The 19,557-nt window shown below is 71.5% G+C and carries 15 protein-coding genes; 9 read left to right on the top strand and 6 right to left on the bottom strand.

Annotated elements, in window-relative coordinates; genetic code table 11:
* Window positions 1-28 precede the first annotated feature (28 nt).
* Complete coding sequence (locus BM051_RS01580; RefSeq protein ID WP_092526777.1) at window positions 29-685, bottom strand: O-methyltransferase; 657 nt, start codon at window positions 683-685, stop codon at window positions 29-31.
* A gap of 39 nt (window positions 686-724) precedes the next feature.
* Complete coding sequence (locus tag BM051_RS01575) at window positions 725-1,720, bottom strand: AraC family transcriptional regulator (protein ID WP_243859881.1); 996 nt, start codon at window positions 1,718-1,720, stop codon at window positions 725-727.
* A 256-nt stretch (window positions 1,721-1,976) separates the two neighbouring features.
* Between BM051_RS01575 and BM051_RS01570 the strand changes: the two genes are divergently transcribed.
* Window positions 1,977-3,134 carry a glycoside hydrolase family 172 protein gene (locus BM051_RS01570; RefSeq protein WP_092526774.1) on the top strand — a complete coding sequence of 386 codons (1,158 nt, stop codon included), beginning with the start codon at window positions 1,977-1,979 and terminating at the stop codon, window positions 3,132-3,134.
* Here the strand turns inward: BM051_RS01570 and BM051_RS01565 are convergent, their stop codons facing one another.
* On the bottom strand, window positions 3,135-3,338 hold the full coding sequence (locus BM051_RS01565) for a hypothetical protein (RefSeq protein WP_092526771.1): 204 nt from the start codon (window positions 3,336-3,338) through the stop codon (window positions 3,135-3,137).
* Between the two features lie 180 nt (window positions 3,339-3,518).
* Here BM051_RS01565 and BM051_RS01560 point away from each other — a divergent pair, with 180 nt between their 5' ends.
* Both BM051_RS01560 and BM051_RS01555 read left to right on the top strand, forming a co-directional pair.
* Window positions 3,519-4,745: an NAD(P)/FAD-dependent oxidoreductase gene (locus BM051_RS01560; RefSeq protein ID WP_092526768.1), complete on the top strand. Its 1,227-nt coding sequence runs from the start codon at window positions 3,519-3,521 to the stop codon at window positions 4,743-4,745.
* A 73-nt stretch (window positions 4,746-4,818) separates the two neighbouring features.
* Complete coding sequence (locus BM051_RS01555) at window positions 4,819-5,403, top strand: Uma2 family endonuclease (protein WP_243859879.1); 585 nt, start codon at window positions 4,819-4,821, stop codon at window positions 5,401-5,403.
* On the opposite strand, the gene BM051_RS01550 is transcribed toward BM051_RS01555, so the two are convergent.
* The 3 genes from BM051_RS01550 to BM051_RS01540 all read right to left on the bottom strand — a co-directional run bounded on the left by BM051_RS01550 (window position 5,381) and on the right by BM051_RS01540 (window position 8,929).
* A complete protein-coding gene (locus tag BM051_RS01550) occupies window positions 5,381-6,616 on the bottom strand; it encodes a Bcr/CflA family multidrug efflux MFS transporter (RefSeq protein WP_092526765.1) in 1,236 nt (411 codons plus the stop codon). The genes BM051_RS01555 and BM051_RS01550 overlap by 23 nt on opposite strands.
* A 143-nt stretch (window positions 6,617-6,759) precedes the next feature.
* Window positions 6,760-8,397, bottom strand: a complete 1,638-nt coding sequence (locus tag BM051_RS01545) for a trypsin-like serine protease (RefSeq protein WP_166677871.1) — start codon at window positions 8,395-8,397, stop codon at window positions 6,760-6,762.
* 16 nt (window positions 8,398-8,413) lie between these two features.
* A complete protein-coding gene (locus BM051_RS01540) occupies window positions 8,414-8,929 on the bottom strand; it encodes a hypothetical protein (protein ID WP_092526759.1) in 516 nt (171 codons plus the stop codon).
* Window positions 8,930-9,330: 401 nt separating this feature from the next.
* On the opposite strand from BM051_RS01540, the gene BM051_RS01535 reads away from it, so the two are divergent.
* From BM051_RS01535 to BM051_RS01510, 6 genes are all read left to right on the top strand, one after another.
* A complete protein-coding gene (locus tag BM051_RS01535; RefSeq protein WP_166677870.1) occupies window positions 9,331-13,281 on the top strand; it encodes a polymorphic toxin-type HINT domain-containing protein in 3,951 nt (1,316 codons plus the stop codon).
* A 29-nt stretch (window positions 13,282-13,310) separates the two neighbouring features.
* Entirely contained in the window at window positions 13,311-14,099 is a 789-nt protein-coding gene (locus BM051_RS01530; protein ID WP_166677869.1) for a HEAT repeat domain-containing protein, read from the top strand.
* A 157-nt stretch (window positions 14,100-14,256) separates the two neighbouring features.
* Window positions 14,257-15,483 (top strand): PucR family transcriptional regulator, encoded by a 1,227-nt coding sequence (locus tag BM051_RS01525; protein WP_092526750.1) that lies wholly within the window; start codon window positions 14,257-14,259, stop codon window positions 15,481-15,483.
* A 132-nt stretch (window positions 15,484-15,615) separates the two neighbouring features.
* A complete protein-coding gene (locus tag BM051_RS01520) occupies window positions 15,616-16,506 on the top strand; it encodes a hypothetical protein (protein ID WP_092526747.1) in 891 nt (296 codons plus the stop codon).
* Entirely contained in the window at window positions 16,506-18,281 is a 1,776-nt protein-coding gene (locus BM051_RS01515) for a GMC family oxidoreductase N-terminal domain-containing protein (protein ID WP_092526743.1), read from the top strand. The genes BM051_RS01520 and BM051_RS01515 overlap by 1 nt, the downstream gene beginning before the upstream one ends.
* Before the next feature lie 97 nt (window positions 18,282-18,378).
* Window positions 18,379-19,548: a lactate 2-monooxygenase gene (locus BM051_RS01510; protein ID WP_092526741.1), complete on the top strand. Its 1,170-nt coding sequence runs from the start codon at window positions 18,379-18,381 to the stop codon at window positions 19,546-19,548.
* The last annotated feature ends 9 nt before the right edge of the window (window positions 19,549-19,557 follow it).

Below are 19,557 nucleotides of genomic sequence, written 5' to 3'. Positions count from 1 at the left end.
GGGCGTGGAACGGGTTGGGGTGGGCTGGTCAGGAGGTGACCAGGGCGAGGGTGAAGCCGTCGTAGCCCTTGGCACCCACGGTCTGCAGTGCGGTGGCGTCCACCCGGGGCTCGGCGGCGATCAGGTCGTGCAGCTCGCGCACCCCGCGCACGCTGGGGTCGTCGGCGGGGCCGTGCACCACCGCGCCCGCGCGGACGACATTGTCCACCACGATCACCCCACCCGGCCGGGACAGCCGCAGCGCCCAGCGGAAGTACTCGGGGTTGTTCTCCTTGTCCGCGTCGATGAAGGCCAGGTCGAACGGGCCGGTCAGCTCCGGCAGCGTGGCCAGTGCCGCCCCCAGCCGGACGTCTACCGCGGACCCCAGTCCGGCTCGGTCGAGGTTGGACCTGGCCACCTCGGCGTGGCGCGGATCCGCCTCCAGGGTGACCAGCTCCCCGCCCGGCGGCAGCGCCCGCGCCATCCAGATCGCGCTGTACCCGCCGAGCGTCCCCACCTCGAGCACCCTGCGCGCCCCGCACAACCGCACCAGCAGGTTCAACAGCTTCCCCTGCGCGGCGGACACCGCGATCGCCGGCAGCCCGGCTTCCCGGCTCGCCGCCAGCGCGCCCTCCAACGCCGGGTCGTCGCCGACGAGCACCCCCGCGAAGTAGTCGTCGACCTCGGCCCACAGCTCATGATCCATAGGTCCTGTCTACCCGTCCCCGGCCGCCGGCGCGACCGGTCACCCGGCGAGCTTGCCCGGATGGAACGCGCTCGGCGACGACCCGGTCCACCGCTTGAAGGCCCGGCGGAACGCGCTCGGCTCCGAGAACCCCAGCCGCTCCGCGAGATAGCTCACCGATCCCGTCCCCGCGGCGAGCGTGGAGATCGCGATGTCCCGGAACAACGCGTCGCGGATCTCGGCGAACGACGTCTTCTCCCGCGCCAGCCGCCGACGCAGCGTCTGCTGGCTGACCCGCAGCCGCCGGGCCACCTCGCCCGGCGTGGCCACCTCGCCGTCGAGGCTCCGCTCGAGGATCCCCCGCACCTGGTCGGCCACGCTGGTGATGTCCTCGTCCCGCCCGCACAGCAGCGGTGAGGGCGTACACCGAAGGAACCGCTCCAGCGAGTGCTCGTCCCGCACGATCGGCGCCGGCAGGGCCGCCGGGCTGAACACCAGCGCGAGGGTGCCGGCACAGAACCGGGCCGGGCAGCCGAACACGATCGGGTAATCGCCGGCGTGCGCGGGCGGCGGGTATGGGAACGTCGCGAGCCGCACCGCCGTGCGCCTCCCGATCAGCCAGCTGGCGAAGTGGTGCGTCAACCGCAGCATCGACTCGCTCAGGAACCGGTCCGGATCGGACTCCGGCGCGATCGCGCACTCGAACCGCAGCGTGTCCTGCTCCGGCCGCAGCCGCATCGGCGGCGCCCCGGGCAGCAACCGGTAGAAGCGGCACATTCGGCGCAACGCATGCGCCAGGTCGTCGGCGTGTACCGCGCTCTCGCACATCACCGCGAACGCCCCGCGCGGCACCTTCTGCGTCGTCCTGCCGAGGAACTCGTCGTCGAGCACCTCCAGCAACACGCGGACCAGCCGGGTGAACTGGCAGACGCTCACCCGGCCGTGGACCGCGCTGCCGGCGCTGCCGGCCGAGCCGGTGGGGGCGATGCCCGCCCTGGCCAGCAGCGCGACGCCGTCGTGCCCGGCCCGCCGCGCGCCGAGCAGGGCCGCCTCCACGTAGTGCGCGGGAACCGTCCGAAGCGCCGTGCCCGCTCCTCGAGTCCATGCCGACGTCGGGTGCCGCCGGATTTTACTTACGGTCGGGTATGAACGTAAGTATCGAAACGAGTAAACGTGGCCCTTGGTTGCGCACACGCTGCCTCCATCGAGAAGCCCGTAACTTCCGTGCAAACTTGCAGGTATCTTCCCAAGAGTCACTCGCCGGCCGCCTGTGCCGCTGCACGGACGGGGCGGGCCTCGCTACCGTTCTGGTATGGACGTCCGCGACCTGACCACGGTCTCGCCGACGCTGGAGTGCCGCTCGGTCACCTTCGAGAACCCGGCCGGGGAGCGAGGCGCCGGCGGCGTGGCGGCACACGGGCGCAAGGGCGCGCCGAGCCGCGATGTCGCCGCGGGGGAACGCGTCACCCTGGCCGACCTGCCCGGGCCGGGCACCGTCCGGCACCTGTGGCTGACCTTCCCGCCGGGGCCGCCGGAGCGCACCCGCGCGGTGTACCTCGAGGTGTTCTACGACGACCTCGACGAGCCGAGCGTCTCGGTGCCGTGCGCGGACTTCTTTGGCGTGCCGCACGGCCGGCCCAAGCCGCTGGTCAGCGCGCTCACCACCGTCCAGGAAGGGCGCGGGTTCAACAGCTACATCCCCATGCCGTTCGGCGACCGGATCCGGGTGGAGCTGGTCAACGGCTCGGACCGGACCCTGCCGGTGTACTTCCAGCTCGACCTCACCCTGGGCGCGGACCCCGGCGCCGGGCGGTTGCACGCGCGGTTCAGCCGGCAGAACCCGACCACGTTGCGCCAGGACTTCGTGATCGCCGAGGGGCTGCGCGGACCCGGCCGGTTCCTCGGCTGCGTGCTCGGCATCCGGCCGCTCGACCGGGGGACCTGGTACGGCGAGGGCGAGGTCAAGATGTACCTCGACGGCGACACCGACCTGCCGACCATCTGCGGCACCGGCCTGGAGGACTACGTCGGCACGGCGTGGGGGATGGGCGTGCACTGCGCGCCCTACGGCGGGGTGCCGCTCGAGGTGAAGCCGCCGGACGCGGGGCTGGGCACGCTGCCGGACTTCGTGGGGTGCTACCGCTGGCACGTGCTGGATCCGGTGATGTTCGCCGAGGAGCTGCGGGTGACCGTGCAGCAGATCGGTGCCGACCACTTCCTGGCCGGCGAGGAGGAGCGGCTGCGCGCGGCGGTCGAAGGAGGGCGGGTCGCCGGGCGCGGCGTGCGGCACCGGGAGGGCCCGGTGATCGCGACCGGGCTGTTCGAACGGGTCGACGACTACTGCGCCACCGCGTTCACCCTGTGCGCCCGGCCGCAGCCGGTGCCGAGGGTGGACATCGCCGCGGCGACCGCCGACCTCGACCGCCGGGAGTACGAGCGGCCCGACGAGCTGGAGTTCCTGTTCCCCTGACTACCCGTTGCCGGCGCGGGCCACGGCCACCACGGCGTCGCGCAGCGCCGCCCGCAACCGGCCGACGTCCAGCGGGGCGAGCACGGCGGCCTCGCCCGGTGGTGCGACGAGGACCACGCGGTCACTGCTGACGAACACCGTCAGCTCGCGCCGCCTGCCCGCGATGTCCCGGCAGCTGATCGCCCATTCGTCCCGCACTGCCACGTCCCTCGCCCCTCGACTTCTCGCGTTCCTCGTGCGTTCGAGGATGGGACGTCCGGTTCGGGCGGGCATGACGCGATCACCCGAAACCGGCCATCGACCACCCGATCGGGGCTGCCGGGGGTGGGTCACGCCGGTAACGTCCTCGGTGTCGCGCTGACCGCTCGTCCGAGGAGATGACGCATGCCCGAGCCCAGCCGAATCGTGATCATCGGTGGCGGACTGGCCGGTGCCACCGCGGCCGGCGAGCTGCGGGAGCGCGGCTACTCGGGAGACGTGGTCCTGCTCGCGGAGGAAAGCCATCGCCCGTACGAGTTACCCGCGCTGTCCAAGGCGGTGCTGCTGGGCGAGGCCGACGAGCCCGACTGGGTGCACGAGCCGGGCTTCTACGCCGAGCGCGGCATCGAGCTGCGCTCCGGGGTGATCGCGACCAGGGTCGAGCTCGGGGCGCGGGTGGTGCGGGACTCGGCCGGCGCGGAGCATCCCTACGACCGGTTGCTGCTGGCCACCGGGTCGGTGCCGCGTCGGCTGCCGGTGCCGGGCGCCGACCTGCCGGGGGTCTGGCACCTGCGCACGCTGGACAGTGCGCTCGGGTTGCGCGCGGCGTTCCAGGAGGCCGAGCGGGTGGTGATCGTCGGGGCCGGGTGGATCGGCACCGAGGCGGCCGCCGCGGCCCGCCGACACGGCGCCGAGGTGACCGTGGTCGACCAGTCGGCGTTGCCGCTGCAGGGTGTGCTCGGCGACGAGGTGGCCGAGGTCTTCCGTGACCTGCACGGCGAGCACGGGGTGCGCTGGGAGCTGGGCGCGGCCGTCGCCGAGCTCACCGGCGGGCCGGAGCGGGTGCGCGGCGTGCGGCTGGCGGACGGGACCGAGCTGCCGGCGGACGTGGTGCTGGTCGCGGTGGGCGTGCAGCCGCGGACGGAGCTGGCGCACACCGCGGGGCTCGAGCTGGCCGACGACGGCGGGGTGGCGGTGGACGCCGGGCTGCGCACCGCCGCGCCCGACGTGTACGCGGCCGGTGACATCGCGGCGCACTTCCACCCCCGGTACGGCCGGCGGGTGCGGGTGGAGCACTGGGCGAACGCGAAGAACCAGGGCGCGCACGTGGCCGGCAACCTGCTCGGCGGGCACGAGCCGTACGTGCGCGCGCCGTACTTCTTCACCGACCAGTACGACCTGGGCTGCGAGTACCGCGGACTGGCCGACGTGGACACCGACGAGGTGGTGGTGCGTGGCGACCTCGCCGGGCGCCGGTTCCTGGCCTTCTGGCTGCGCGACGGCAAGGTCACCGCGGCGATGAACGTCAACGACTGGGAGCACGGCGACACGCTGAAAGCCCTGGTGGACGGACAGGTACCGGCGACAGGGGACCGGCTGCGCGAGGGCGACCTCGCCGCCCTGCTCCCCTAGCGACACCCTGATCGAGGGAACGGGTTGCCGGCCGGTGACGCGGCTAGGCTCTCCGTGAGGAGGTGGTACACCCATGGCGTTCCCAGGCGCGTACCCCGACCAGCGGTGGCTGCGGTTGCCGGCGCCGCCGGTCGCACTGGCCGACTTCGACGCCATCGAGGAGGACACCCGCTACCGCTACGAGGTCGAGGACGGTGTCCTGATCGTGTCCCCCCGGCCGGCGACTCTCCATCAGATCGCCCTCGCGAAGCTGATCGTCCAGCTCGACGCCCAGGTTCCGAGCGGTATGACGTTGGCGCCCGAGGTGGAGGTGCTGCTCGCCGAGTCGCCGCTGAGGATCCGCGTTCCCGATCTGGTCGTGCTGCGGCCGTCGGTCGACATGTCCGGACCACGGCAACGGGCGGAGGACGTGCTGCTCGTGGTGGAGATCGTGTCGCCGGGGTCGGTGCGGCCGGACACCCGGGACAAGCCCGACGAGTACGCCGAGGCCGGCATCCCGCACTACTGGTTGGTGGACCTGAACCGGCCGGTGTCGGTGACCGGGTACCACCTCACCGGGGAGTTCGGCTACCGGGAGTCGTTCGAGGCGAGCGGGCAGGTCGCGGTGGACAGCCCGTTCCCGGTGCGGCTCGACCTCACGCGGTTGCCGGCGCGCTGACCTCGCGCCGGGTGAGGGTGGCGAAGGCGAGCAGCGCCAGCACCGCGAACCCGAGCATGACCAGGGTCATCGGCACGGCCGAGCCCCGACCGGCCAGGCCCACCAGTGGTGCGGCGAACCCGCCGACGACGAACTGCAGCACCCCGAGCAGCGCCGCCGCCGAGCCGGCGATGTGCGCGTGGTGGTGCAGCGCCAGCGACGACGAGTTGGGCATCACCAGCCCCATGCTCGCCACGACGAGGAACAGCGCCGGCAGCAGCCAGGCCAGGCCGAGACCCAGCGCGGCGGCCAGGACCATGCCGAGCGAGCCGGCGGCCGAGGCGAACAGGCCCACGCCGAGCAGCACGCGCTCGGGCACCCTGCCGACGATCCGCCCGTTGACCTGGCCGAGCAGCACCAGGCCCAGCGCGTTCAGCCCGAACACCAGGCCGTACTGCCGCGGGGTCAGCCCGTAGACGCCCTGCAGCACGAACGACGAGCCGGCGAGGTAGGCGAACATTCCGGCGAAGACGAACCCGGAGGCCAGCGCGTAGCCGAGGAACGTGCGGTCGCGCAGCAGCCGGGCGTAGGTGCGCAGCGCCCGGCCCAGCCGGGCGGGGGTACGCCGCTCGGCGGGCAGCGGCTCGGGCAGCGCGAGCAGGGTGGCGAGCAGCAGCAGCGCGCCGAAGCCGGCGAGCACCACGAACACGCCGCGCCAGGACGTCCAGGTCAGGACCTGCCCGCCGAGCACCGGCGCCAGGATCGGTGCCAGGCCGGTGACCAGCATGAGCATCGAGAAGAAGCGGGTCATCGCGGTGCCCGAGTAGAGGTCGCGGACGGTGGCCCTGGCCACCACCATGGCGGCCGCGGCGCCGGCCGCCTGCAGTGCCCGCGCGACGATCAGCACCTCGGCGGAGGGACTCAGCGCGCACAGGACCGACGCGAGGACGTAGCCGACGATGCCGACGGCGAGCGGGCGGCGCCGGCCGAGTGCGTCGGACAACGGGCCGACCACCAGTTGGCCGACCGAGAGCCCGACGACGAACGCGGTGAGCGTCAGCTGCATCGTGGCGTCGGCGGCCCGCAGGTCGGCGGCCATCTCGGGCAGCGCGGGCAGGTACATGTCGATCGACAGCGGCGCGAACGCGGACAGCCCACCGAGCAGGAGGACGTGCCGCAGGTGGCCCTCCCGCCGCGGTGTCGCCGGAGGAACATCCAGTTTGCTCGTGCTCATCCCTCTCCCCACGGTGCCCAGTCTGTCGGAAGAACTTAGGTAGCGACACTAAATATTCCGACCAGTGCCGGGTCACCCGCCGAGCACCGCGAGCTGGCGGTCGGACCGCCCACGGCGTGAGCCGGGGCGGCCCGACCGGCGGGTCAGTTGCGGTAGGCGATCACCTCGCCGGTGCGCGCGATGTAGTCGATGCGGCCACCCTGGAACCAGCTACGACGGCCGGCTTCGAAGGCCTGCTCATTGCTGATGGGGTAGCCGAGGTACGAGCGCTCCCACCCCATGGAGGCCCACTTCTGCCGGATGGCGCCGTGTACTTCCCAGGCTCCCGTGGTCGGAGTCCAGTAGATCGAGGCGTTCCTGGTGAAGTGCACGTAACGGCCGACCCCGTCGGGTGTGGCGGTCACGTCGATCTCGGGGACTCCGAGGCCGCCCTTCTCCCGCCCGTACTCCTTCCATCTGATGTAGATCCCGCCGTACACGGCACACAGACGGGTGTCGGATCCGACGTAGAGGATGGCGCCATGGCTGTTCTTCCGGAACTCCACGTATGCGCCCCATTTCCCAGTGGAGTCGGTTGTCTCCTTCTGCTCGCCAACCGGAAATCCGAGGCCCCCTTCTCGACCCAGGTCCTCCCACCTGTGGTAGAAGGACCCTTCGAGGTGGTGTGCCCCAGTGCTCGGTGAGTGTGAAATAGTGCTGAAACTGTTGCAGCCGAGACTACTGTCCGCGGTGCTGGCTTGGGTGGCGGTGGAGCGGCATACGTTCAGTTCCAGATTGTTGTAGCTGCCAGCTCCGTCTGCTGTGCTGATCTCGTCGGTGTACGGGGCTCCCAGTTCTCGATGCCCACCCAATCGCAAGTAGGTGTCGAGGATCGCGCCACGGATGAACTTCGTCTCGTGGGTGTCGTCCGACCAGTACAGGCGGGCGCGTTGCTCACCGCGCTCGAACTCCTGGTAGCGGTAGGGCCAATCCACGACTTCGGGGCCGACAGGTGTTCCGATCTCGTCTTCCAAGGTGGGGTCGCTCGCCATGCGTTGCTTCACCGGCGAGCGTTCCAGCCACCCGGCGATGTCGTCGAGTCGGGTTTCCACAACGCCGCTCCGGGTCTCGGACTCGCCGAAGCACCCTCCTTGCCATGACGCGCTGTGGATCCCGACGAGCTCGAGCCGGCCATCCGCCTCACGCACGGCGGGACCGCCGGCGTCGCCCTTGCAGATCGCGGCGTCAGAAGCCACCGGTGTGAGGGAGACTGTGGTGTCGTCCAGTGTGTCGACGGAGAACTCCCCCGCGTGCAGCCGACCTGGTACCCATTCAGTTGCCGTCCGACCGAAGCCGAGCGCCGTCACTTGATCTCCCGGAGAGGGAGCGGTGGTGCCGACGGAAACCGGTGGGACGTCGAGCACGGGTTCGTCGAGTTTGGCCAGCACCAGGTCCCGGTGTTCCCGCGGCACCAACGTGGTAATCGTGCGCTTCTGCGCGGTACTGGCTCCAAGATCCGGACTGCCGACCGTGACCGTGGTGTAGATCGATGGCTTGCCCGGCGGAATGGGGAAGCCCTGATCGGGATTTGTGGCGAAGCAACTGCTCGTCGTGATGATCCACTCCACGTCGATCAGTGCCCCGGTGCATTCTCGCTCGTAGGTCTGGATGCTCGCGACGAAGCGGTACTTCTCGTCGAGTGCGGATCCACCGCCCACCGCGTGCGCGGACGCGGCGGTGAGCGCGCCGGCCGTCGTGGCGGCCACCAGCAGGCTGGAGATGATCGCAGATCTTCTTCTCATGACTCGGCACTCCCGATCAGTAGACGCTGATCCTGAGCAGGGCCTGCGGTCCGCCATCCGGATCAGCACCCTCGCCCACCGAATTCCACTTGCCGGACTCGAGGTAGTAGGTCTTGGTTCCCTCGGGCGTCGTGAGTCGGGCTCGGCTGGACCGGTCGCTGGCTTTGATCAGGAACACACTGGGAATCTCCATCGTGAGCCACGCCACTGGGTCAGGATCTTTGCTGCTTCCAACCGACGTAGCATCATCCGGTCCGATGTAGTCGAAACAGATCTTGCTGACGTCGTTGCTGAGAACCTCGATGAGACCGGCTGGACCGCAGTCGACCAGCAGTAGTTGGCCGTTGCCCTTGATCAGCTTCACGCCCCGCTCGGCGAGGATTCGTTCCGCGCCCGGATAGCTGAAGTCCTCGACCAGATGTGGTGGGTTCTCGCTGGCCGCGGCTTGCCGGACCAATGATCCTTCCTCGGCGTCCGCGGGCTTCCCGGCCGTACCCGTCCCCAGCGTGATGGCCAGCAGGACCGCCAGCACGCCGAGCGCCGCACCCCCCGTTCGGATCAATGTTCCTCGACGAATTTGCATAACTCGGTTCCTTTCGGACATGACTCATGTCGTGGTAGGGGAACGCGATGTCCCCCTGGTGTGGACCCTTCTCGGGTTCGCGTTCGAGTCAACCGGGCCGCCGGCGGAGGAGTCATCGGCCAAGTGGCGGATTGATTGAGACGTGAGCTTTACTAATGTCGACGAAGTCTGACGTACACGGCCACATGTTGGTGTAGCGGCGACAGGGGGTTTCAATGCCGCGGGGTCGAATTCGTGCTGCCTTGGTCACGATATTGTCGGTAACGCTGCTGGCTGGATTGTTTACCATTCCCCCGGCCACCGCCGCGCCAGCAGCGCCAGCCTTGTCCCAGGCAACGGGAACCGAGCCGGTGAGCGAGCGCGCTCAGGCCGTCGCCATGCTGAAGACGGGTGGGCCGAACCTGGCGAAAGCCGCGGAGCGTGCGTTGCTCGGCTCGGCCGAGGATCTGCGGGAATTCCTCGAGAACGGGCGTCATACGGCGACAGCACAGGATCTCCGCGGCCAGGTGGAGCAGGTTCTCGCCGCGGGCGGCCGGTTGACGAGGGAGGCGGCGCAGAAAGCGCTCGACGGCTCCGCCGACGACATGCGCGCCTTTGTCGAAGGTGGCTGGAAAGGACCCTGGGAACAGGACCTGTTGCTGCGGGTGTCGCAACTCCTGCACACCGGTGGACCCAAGGTGCGGGAAGCCGCCCAACGTGCCCTCGACGGCACCACCGAAGACGTGCTGGCATTCGTCTCCAGCGGGCACCAGCAGGCTCAGGACAACGACGACCTGCTGAAGGTCGCCCAGCTGATGCACGAAGGCGGACCGCGGGTGCGGGAGGCGGCGCAGCGCGCGCTGGACGGCACGATCGAGGACGTCCGCGAGTTCCTCCGATCCGGGTACCAGGTCGCGGCCGCCCGTGATCAGGAAGCGGCGTCGGTGGCTCAGCTCGCCGACGTGGCCAGGGCCGCCGGGGCGCGGGCGGCCGAGCAGACGAAGCTCGCCGAGGAGGCGTCGGCGCGGGCGGTGCACGCCACCCGGTTGGCGAAGGAGGCCGCGGATCGCGCCGCGGCCGAGACCGCGGCGGCCCGGGACTCGTCGGTGCGGGCAGCGGATGCCGCGGGCAGGGCGGCGGACGCCGCCCGCCGTGCCGCGCAGGCCGCCCAGACCGCGATCACCGCGGCCAACGCGGCCAACCATGCCGCGCGGGTGGCCGCCGACGCGGCCAGCCAGGCCGCCACCGCGGCCGGCCTGGCCGGGCAGGCCGCCGCTCGAGCCAACCGTGCGGCGCAGGCGGCACATGCCGACGCCCAGCAGGCCGCCGCTGCCCGGCGCACCGCGGAACAGGCGCGCGACGCGGCGGCGGGTGCGCGCAAGGCGGCCGAAGCGGCCGAGGCCGCCGGGCAGGCGGCCATCGCGGCCGCGGAAGCCGCCGTGGCCGCGGCCAGCGCCGGAGCGCATGCGGCCGAGGCGTCCACGGCGGTGAACGAGGCCGGTGCGTATGCCGAACAGGCCGGTGCCAGCGCCGAGCAGGCGCGACGCGCGGCGGCCTACGCGAAGCAACGTGCCGACGAGGCCATCCGCGCGGCCCGGCGGGCGGAGGCGATCGCGCGCGAGGCCGCCGCCGCGGCGTTCGAGGCGCGGCAGGCGGCCAACGACGCGGCGAGACATGCCGACAACGCGGCCGCGGCCGCCGAGGACGCCGCCAGACATGCCGGAGAGGCGGCCGGAGAGGCCGACGTCGCGGAACGGCACGCCGCGCGTGCGGCGGCCGCGGCGGACCAGGCCACCAAGGCCGTCGAGCAGGCGCGCCGGATCAGCGAGGTCGCCCGCCAAGCGGACGAGGAACGGCTGCTGGCCCAGGAGAAGAAATGGGTCGCCGACGCCGAGCAAGCCGCGCGGGCCGAGGCCGAACGCGAAGCCGAGCAGGAGTGGCAGGCGGGCGAAGCCGAACGGTTGGATGCCGAGGCCGAACGACTGCTCGCCGAGGCGCGGGACCCGAACGCGGATCCCACCCTGGTGGTCGCCAACGGGCGCAAGGTCGCCGCGCGGCTGATGAAGACCGGTGGCGCGTGGGTCAAGGCCGCCGCGGAGGACGCACTCGCCGGAACCCCCGACGATGTGCGGCAGTTCGTCCACGTGGGTCTCGCCGTCGCGACCGAGGCCGACGACCGGGCCAGCCTCGACTACCTGGCCGGGGTCACGGACAAGCCCGCGCTGCACGACGCGGCCATCGCCGCCATGGCCGGCGCGCACGAGGACGTTCGCCGGTTCCTGGACATCGGGCAGCACGAGGTGCAGGCCAACGACTACCGGCTGCAGGTCGCCCAGATCATGCACACGGGTGGGCGTGAGGTGCAGGCCGCCGCGCAGGCCGCGCTGGACGACGGTGGGGTCGAGGCGCTCGTGCGGTTCCTGCGAATCGGTCAGCACGAAGCCCGGGAGAAGGACGACCGGCTCACGATCGCGCAGATCCTGCACGACGGCGGGCCTGAGGTGCAGGCGGCGGCGCAGGCGGCGCTGTCCGGCCCACCGTCCTACCTGCGGAACTTCCTGGACACCGAACTGCACAAGGCCCGGCAGCGCGACGCCGATGCCGCCTCGCACGTCGCGCAGATCAACTCCTTCATCGCCGGCGCCGCCGGGTTCGCCGCCAGGGCCAGGGAGGACGCCGCGAGGGCGAAGGAGGCCGCCGCGATCGCGCACGGCGCGGCCGGCGAAGCGGACAACTACGCCCGGCAGGCACGGGCGAGCGCCACCCAGGCACGGCAGCACGCCGACAACGCCAGGCAGTCCGCCGAGGCCGCGGAACAGTCCGCCAGGCAGGCCGCCGAATCGGCGCGGATCGCGCGCGACGCGGCCGCGGCGGCGCAGGCGGCGGCACGCGCGGCCGCCGAGTCGGCCGCCCGCGCGACCGCCGCCGCTCAGGTGGCCCGCGGTTACGCCGACCAGGCGTACGCCGCCGCCGCTCAGGCTCGTGCCGACGCCATCCGGGCGGGGCAGGACGCGGCAGCCGCTGCCCGGGCGGCCACCGAGGCCGCCCGGATCGCCGCCGAGAAGCAGCGCCAGGAGCGTGAGCGCGAACGGCGCGAGGACAAGGAGCGGCGAGACGATCTCGACGGTGGTCTCGGAGACCCGGGGGACGTCGTCGATCCCGACGTCGACTACAGCGGGTTTCGTTCCGACGACGACATCCTGCGCGCCGAGGGCGGGCAGGCGATGGTCAACGAGTACCACACGGCGCGGACCAACGCGGGCAAGACCGTCCTCGACTTCGTCCTCGCCAACGGCGGGCAGATCTTCCTCGACCTGATCGGGTGGACCGACGCCGAGAAGTGCTTCACCACGGGCGACATCGGCGCCTGCCTGTGGACCCTCCTCAACACGCTCGGCCCGATCAAGCTGCTCAGCGCGGCGTTGAAGCTGCCGGAGATCGGTACCGCCATCTACCGCATCGTCACCGGGATCGGCCGGTTCAAGGTGGCGGTCACGGCAGGTCGGCATACCGTGCAACGTCTGCGCAATCTCGTCGACGACATCTTCCAACGCATCCGGAGACCGTGCGGCAGCAACAGCTTCACCGCCGGGACGCCGGTGCTGCTCGCCGACGGTTCCAGCAAGCCCATCGAGGAGATCGGCCTCGGTGACCAGGTGCTGGCCACGGATCCCGCCGAGCATCTCACCGCGGCGAGAACGGTCACGAACCTGATCCGCGGCGAAGGCACCAAACGTCTGGTCACCGTCACCGTCGACACCGGTGACGGCAATGGCTCGGTCGACGCGACCGAGGAGCACCCCTTCTGGGTCGCCGAGCCCGGTGAGTGGAAGGACGCCAAGGACCTCGCGCCCAACGACCGGCTACGACTGCCGGACGGGCACTACGTCACCGTCACCGCCACCCATCACTGGACCTACCACCTCGAGGTCTACAACCTCACCGTCGAGGGCCTCCACACCTACTACGTCCTCGCCGGCACCGCCGCGGTCCTCGTCCACAACTCGGGCGGACCCGAGATCTGCCGCCTCGGCCAAGCCGGCGAGGCCGCCATCAACCGGCCGAAGTACACTGGGGATCCGATCATGGTGAATGGAAGGGAGCGGCTACCAGACTTCGTCGACGGGCTAGGGATAGGCGAGGCGAAGAACGTTCAGTACCAGCACCTGTCCGCGCAGATCCGGGACTACATGGAGATTGCGAGACAAAGAAAGACCGTCTTTATCCTCTATGTTCGAACCAGTGGCCGCACGAAACTTTCCGGACCATTGAGGGAACTTCGAGACAACGGGACTATTCAAGTCAAGGAAGTGATTCCATGACGAGAGAGTCATGGACGAGCTCCGAGGGAATGACCCACCGCGAGGTCGTTGAGCGGGTCCTCAATGATCCAGAGATCCAAGCCGGTGTGGAAGCCGACCTGGCCGAGGATCCGAGGTACGTCGAGTTGCGGCGGCTGTACGATGAGGCTGCCGCAGGGCTGCTCGCCGACCTGCAAGGCCTGGTACCCGACTTCGATGAGTTGGGTTACCGGATGACAGCGGTCAGTGACTTGTGGGCGCGCGCCGTGTTTCATTACGACAGTTCTGGGAACGTAGTTTCGCGGCGGAAGATCGACTATCGAGCCGCTGTGCCGGTGTTGTTGGAGTGGTCGCCGAAGGTGAGATTGTTTCACCTCGCCGAGGACATCGTCCGTGCGCTCTCGGCCAACTTTGCCAAGAAGCAGGCTCGGCCTGTGTTCTTCCAACTCTTCAGGGACGTGCCCCCGGTGGAGGACCCGCGATATCCAGAAGAGAACGATTTGAAACAAGAGATCTTACGCACGACTATCGGTACAGCTTTGGGCTCCTTTGCTGATCCCTCCGTGGCGGACGAGATGATCGAGTTGGCGCTGGACCGGTCCTACGGCTCCGCGCGGGCGGGGATCGTGAACCCCGGGTTGGCCAAGACCAAGGACGAGCGGGTTCCGGACGTGCTGCTCAGCCTCCTGGACGACCCCACCGTGGCCCCTCAGGCCGTGCAGGGCCTGGGGCGGATCCGCCACGAGCCGGCGCGACCCCCAATCGAGCAAGCGCTGGACAGCCCGGACGAGAACGTCCGGTACCAGGCCAAGCGAGCCCTCAAGCGGCTGACCTCCTGAACCCGGGCGACCCGGCAGGGGCGTGACCGGTCACCACGCTGCACGGGAAGGGAACCGAGCGTGTCACGACCGTGACAAGGGACGGGCCGCGGCCGAGCGGGGATAATCCACCGACCCGAGGTGGGGCGGATAATCCCACCGCGAGGAGGCGGTGGCGATGACGGAGTTGTCCCAGCGGATGGCGCGGGTGCTGATCACCCGGCTCGACGCGCTCACCGACGCCCTCGTCGACGACATCCTCACCGAGAACCCCGGCTACCACGACGCCGCGCTGGTCTCGCTCGCGGAACTGAGCCGCTCGTGTCGGAGCAATCTCGAGCGGGTCCTCCAGCTGCTCGGCGACACCGTCCCCACCGGCGCCAACCCCTTCGACGCCGCCATGGCCACCGGCGCGCGCCGGGCCGAGCAGCGCGTCCCACTGGACTCGGTGCTCCGCTCCTTCCGCCTCGGCGGCCGGGTCATCTGGCGCGCCATGGTGCGGCTGGCGAAGGAGGACGACAGCGTCGACCGCGACCAGCTCCTCGACCTCGCCACCTCACTGTGGACCGTGGTCGACGAGACCTCCTCCGAGCTGTCCCGCGCCTACCGACACGCCGAGGTGCAGCTCCGCCAGCTCGACACCCACCGCCGGCACGCACTGGTCGAGGACCTCCTCCGCGGCCGCGGCCGGGAGGCCGGCTTCATCGACCAGGCGGCCACCGAGCTCGGCCTTCCCGCGGCCAGCGACTACGTCGTGCTGGTCGCCGACCTCGCCGCGGACGGCACCCCCGGCCTGGCCATGCCCCAGGACGCCCTCGCCGTCTACGGCGTCCGCTCCGTGTGGGAGCCCCGCGCGCAGACGATGGTCGGCCTGGTCGCGCTCGAGGGCCACCCGGTGACCCACGTCCTCGACCTCCTCCGCGGCGGCGTCCGCGCCCGCGTCGGGGTCAGCCCGGCCGTGCACGGCCTCGCCGAGGTCGCCGCCGGGCACGACCTCGCCCTGCTCGCCCTGCGCACCCTCCCCACTGACGGCATCGGCCTCGCCCAGCTCGACGAGCGGCTCCCCGAAGCCCTCGTCGCCCGCTCACCCGAGCTGGCCGAGCGGCTCCTGCACGCCGTGCTCGGCCCCCTGCTGCGCCTCCCGCCCGGCGAGCGCCAGGTGCTGCTCGACACCCTGCGCGCCTGGTTGGAGACCAATCGCTCGGCCGCCGGCACCGCGGCCCGCCTCTACTGCCACCGCAACACGGTCCTCAACCGGCTGCGCCGGCTGACCACACTGCTCGGCCGTGACCTGCAGGACCACGGCAGCGGCCTGTCGCTCGCCCTCGCCCTGATCGCCCACGACCTGCGCGGGGCTGGCACCCCTGCACAGGGGAGGACCCGGCATTCTGGGCATTCGGCCTAGTGCGCCCGGACCGAACGGCTGATAGGCACGGATGTGCCGGGCGTCACAGCGCGAATCGTGCCGCTCCAGGTGCGCAGGGTGGCGTCCGGTGGAGTGCTGACCGCTGCCCACCCCACAGGGAAAGAACCCACCATGAGCCACTCACCCTCGCTCGGCCGGCGGGCCTTCCTCGCCCGGCTGGGCCTGCTCGGCGCGGCCGTCGGCGCCGGCGGCCTGCTGCCCCGCGGCGCGCTGGCCCCGGCCGCCGCCGCGCCCGACCCGCTCGCCGGCGTCGTCGGCCTGCTCCGCCCGGTCCTCGCCGAGCTCGCGCGGGACACGCTCAACGGGCTGAGCGTGTTCGCCACCCCCGGCCCCGACCGCTACTCCGCCGCCCAGGGCACGCCGAGCGACACCCCCGGCGCGCTGGAGGCCGGCACCACCGACTTCCTCATCCAGGCACTGGACAACTTCGTGCCGTTCCCCGACCAGCTCGCCAAGCCGATCGGCGCCGCGCTGGCCACTGGCCTCGCCGACACCGGGATCGACCTGCCCGGCCTGGACCTGCTGCCCGGCGAGCTGGGCACGCTGGACCGCGCCCTGCGCGCCCTGCTGGAGAACGACGCCACCATCCCGCTGTCGCTGCCCGCCGCCGGCCTGCTCAACCTGCTGGGCACCCAGGTCAACCCGGCCGCGGTGAACGGGCCGCTGTTGTCCCCGTTCTCCCGGCTGAGCTACGCCGAGAAGGCCCGCGCCTTCGCGCTGCTGGAAGGCCCCGACTCCGACCTCGTCGCCCTGCTCGACGTGCACTTCCCGCAGCCGCTCAAGGAGTCGGTGTCCGGCCTGCTGAAGTTCGTCGCCGGTGCGCTCATCGAGTTCGCCACCTTCGGCTCCTACACCGAGTTCGCCGTGTTCGACCCGCGCTCCAAGCAGCTCACCGCCCGGCCGGTGGGCTGGCGGCTCACCGGCTACCAGCCGCACGGCCCGGTGGAGGGCTGGGACGAGTTCATCGGCTACTACCAGGGACGCCGGGAGGTGCACGACTGATGCGCGACGTCATCGTCATCGGTGCGGGCGGCGGCGGTCCGGTGGTCGCCAAGGAGCTGGCCGCCCAGGGCCTCGACGTGCTGATGCTCGAGGCCGGACCGCGGCACGCCGATCCGCGCGAGCAGTGGACCAGCTTCGAGAACGACGCCAACAACCCGCTCACCGGCTACTTCCGGTTCGGCCCCACCGACCGCTCGAAGCCGGCGTGGTTCCGGGAGTGGCCGCAGAACTCGTTCGTCTGGCAGCTCTCCGGCGTCGGCGGCACCACCCAGCACTTCTACGGCAACTACCCGCGCGCCTACCCCGGCGTGTTCAACGACTACGCCGGGCCGGACCGGGCCGAGTACGACGTGGCGCACCGGTTCCCGTTCGGCTACGCCGAGCTGGTGCCCTACTTCGAGTGGGTGGAGGCCACCGCGCCGGTGATGACCGCGGCGATGGGCACCAAGGAGCAGACGTTCTTCCGCGGCTGCGAGACACTCGGCCTGCCGGTGCAGACCACCAAGACCACCCTCGGCCCCTCGTACCGGCCGCAGGAGAACGCGATCTTGCAGCCCGGCGGCAACGCGGGGAAGACGTCCGACCGCAACCTGCTGACCTTCCCCGACGCCACCGGCTGCACGTTCTGCGGCTACTGCTTCCAGGGGTGCATGCGCCCGGTCGGCGCGCCGCGCAACCAGTTCGCCAAGCGCTCCACCGACAACAGCTACGTCCCGATGGCGCTCACCGCCGACGTGTGGGCGCCCGGCGGCCGGCCGGTGGAGCTGATCACCGACGCCTACGTCACCCGGATCCACACCGAGCGGCGCGCCGGCGAGCTCGTCGCCACCGGGGTGACCTGGCGGGACAACGCCTCCGGCGCCGAGCACCGGGAGGAGGCGGAGGTCGTGGTGATGGCCGGCGGCTGCACGGAGAACCCGCGGCTGTGGTTCAACAGTGGGCTGCCCAACCCGAACGGCTGGGTCGGCCGCGGCTACACCGACCACTTCTTCGACTGGGTGATCGGCGCGTTCGACGACTACACCGGGCACAGCAAGGGCGTCGGCTCGTCGGCCCGGCTGGACCACCCGCCCTACGGCGGGCTGGAGAACGTCGGCCTTCCGCCGGCGCTCACCGCGTTCTCCACCGCGCTGTCCGACAGCGGCATCCGCGGCCACTACACCAACGGGCGGGGCCCCACCGGCCCGTGGGACGGCCCGGGCGGCCGGCTGCCTGGCCCCGAGCTGAAGGAGCTGCTTCGCCACGGCGTCGACCGGCTGCTGGCCATCCTGGTGATCACCGACGACGACGTGGAGCCGGACAACCGGGTGACGCTGTCCGCATTGCCGGCCGACGAGAACGGACCGATCCCGAAGGTGGTCTTCCAGCACCGCCGCCGCTCGGCCAGGACGAACCGCAACCGGGAGTTCATGGCGCGCAAGGCCGCCGAGGTGCTCCGCGGCGCCGGGGCCAGGAAGGTGTACCGGATCGACTGGGCACCGCTGATCCTGCACGTCCAGTCGTCGATGCGGATGGGGGAGTCGGAGCGGGACTCGGTGCTCGACGCCAACGCCGAGACCCGCGCGGTGCGCCGGCTGTTCGTCGCCGACAACTCGGCGTTGGCGAACGCCCTCGGCGGGCCGAACCCGACGCTGACCACCCAGGCGGTGGCCACCCGCACCGCGGAGCGGATCTTCCGGACCTACTTCGGCGGTGACCCCTGGGTACGCGACGGTTCCCCGGTGGTGTCCACCGACCCGCGGATCAGCGTGCGGCTCGGCGAGCTCGGCCGCTGAGGCCACCCAGCCAGCCGAGGCCACCGAGGCCACTCCGCCTACCGGCCGGTAGGTTCGAGTGCCAGGCCGGTACGGCGGACACCTCGGGAGGCAGGACGTGACGGAGCGATTCGGCGGATACCAGAACGAGATCTACCTGCAGGGCCTCGGCGGTGCGGTACCCCCGTTCACCACCGACCCGACGAAGCTGGAGGACTCGGCCAGGGAGCTGATGGACCCGGGCCCGTTCGGCTACGTCGCCGGAGCCGCCGGCTCGGGCGCGACCGCCAGGGCCAACCGGGCCGCGTTCGACCGCTGGCGAATCGTGCCGCGCATGCTCGCCGAGGCCACCGACCGCGACCTGAGCACTACCGTGCTCGGCACGCCGATGCCGGCGCCGGTGGCGCTCGCGCCGGTCGGCGTGCAGTCGATCGTGCACCCGGACGCCGAGCGGGCCACCGCCCGCGCCGCCGCCGCGCTCGGCCTGCCGTTCGTGCTGTCCACGGCCGCGTCCAGCACGATCGAGGAGGTCGCGGCGGCCGGCGGCGACGGCCCCCGCTGGTTCCAGCTCTACTGGCCCACCGATCCGGACGTCTGCGCCAGCATCCTGGACCGGGCGAAGCAGGCCGGGTACACCGCGCTCGTCGTCACCCTGGACACCTGGACGCTCGCCTGGCGGCCGGTCGACCTGGACCAGGGCTACCTGCCGTTCCTGCGCGGCGAGGGCGTGGCCATCCCGTTCTCCGACCCGGTGTTCCGGGCCACGCTGGACGCCCCGCCGGAGGACGACCCCGGCACCGCCATCCTGCGGTGGCTGTTCATGGTCACCGGCACCGACCGGAACTGGGACGCGCTGCCGTTCCTGCGCGAGCACTGGGACGGGCCGATCGTGCTCAAGGGCATCCAGCACCCGGACGACGCCCGCCGCGCGGTGGACGCCGGCATGGACGGCGTGGTGGTGTCCAACCACGGCGGCCGGCAGGTCGACGGTGGCGTCGCCGCGCTCGACGCGCTGCCGGAGGTGGTCGCCGCGGTGGGCGACCGGATCGAGGTGCTGTTCGACTCCGGCGTGCGCACCGGTGCCGACGTGCTCAAGGCGCTCGCGCTCGGCGCGCGGGCGGTGCTGCTCGGCCGGCCCTACGTCTACGGGCTGGCGCACGGCGGTGAGGACGGGGTACGGCACGTGCTGCGCGCCGTGCTCGCCGATCTCGACCTCACGATGGGGCTGTCCGGGCAGCGGAGTGTCGCCGGGCTCACCCCGGCGGTGCTCACCCGCTCGGCCGGCTGACCGGCGAGG

The organism is Amycolatopsis arida, from assembly GCF_900115565.1.
GTDB lineage: Bacteria > Actinomycetota > Actinomycetes > Mycobacteriales > Pseudonocardiaceae > Yuhushiella > Yuhushiella arida.
This window is presented reverse-complemented; position numbering and strand designations above follow the sequence as displayed.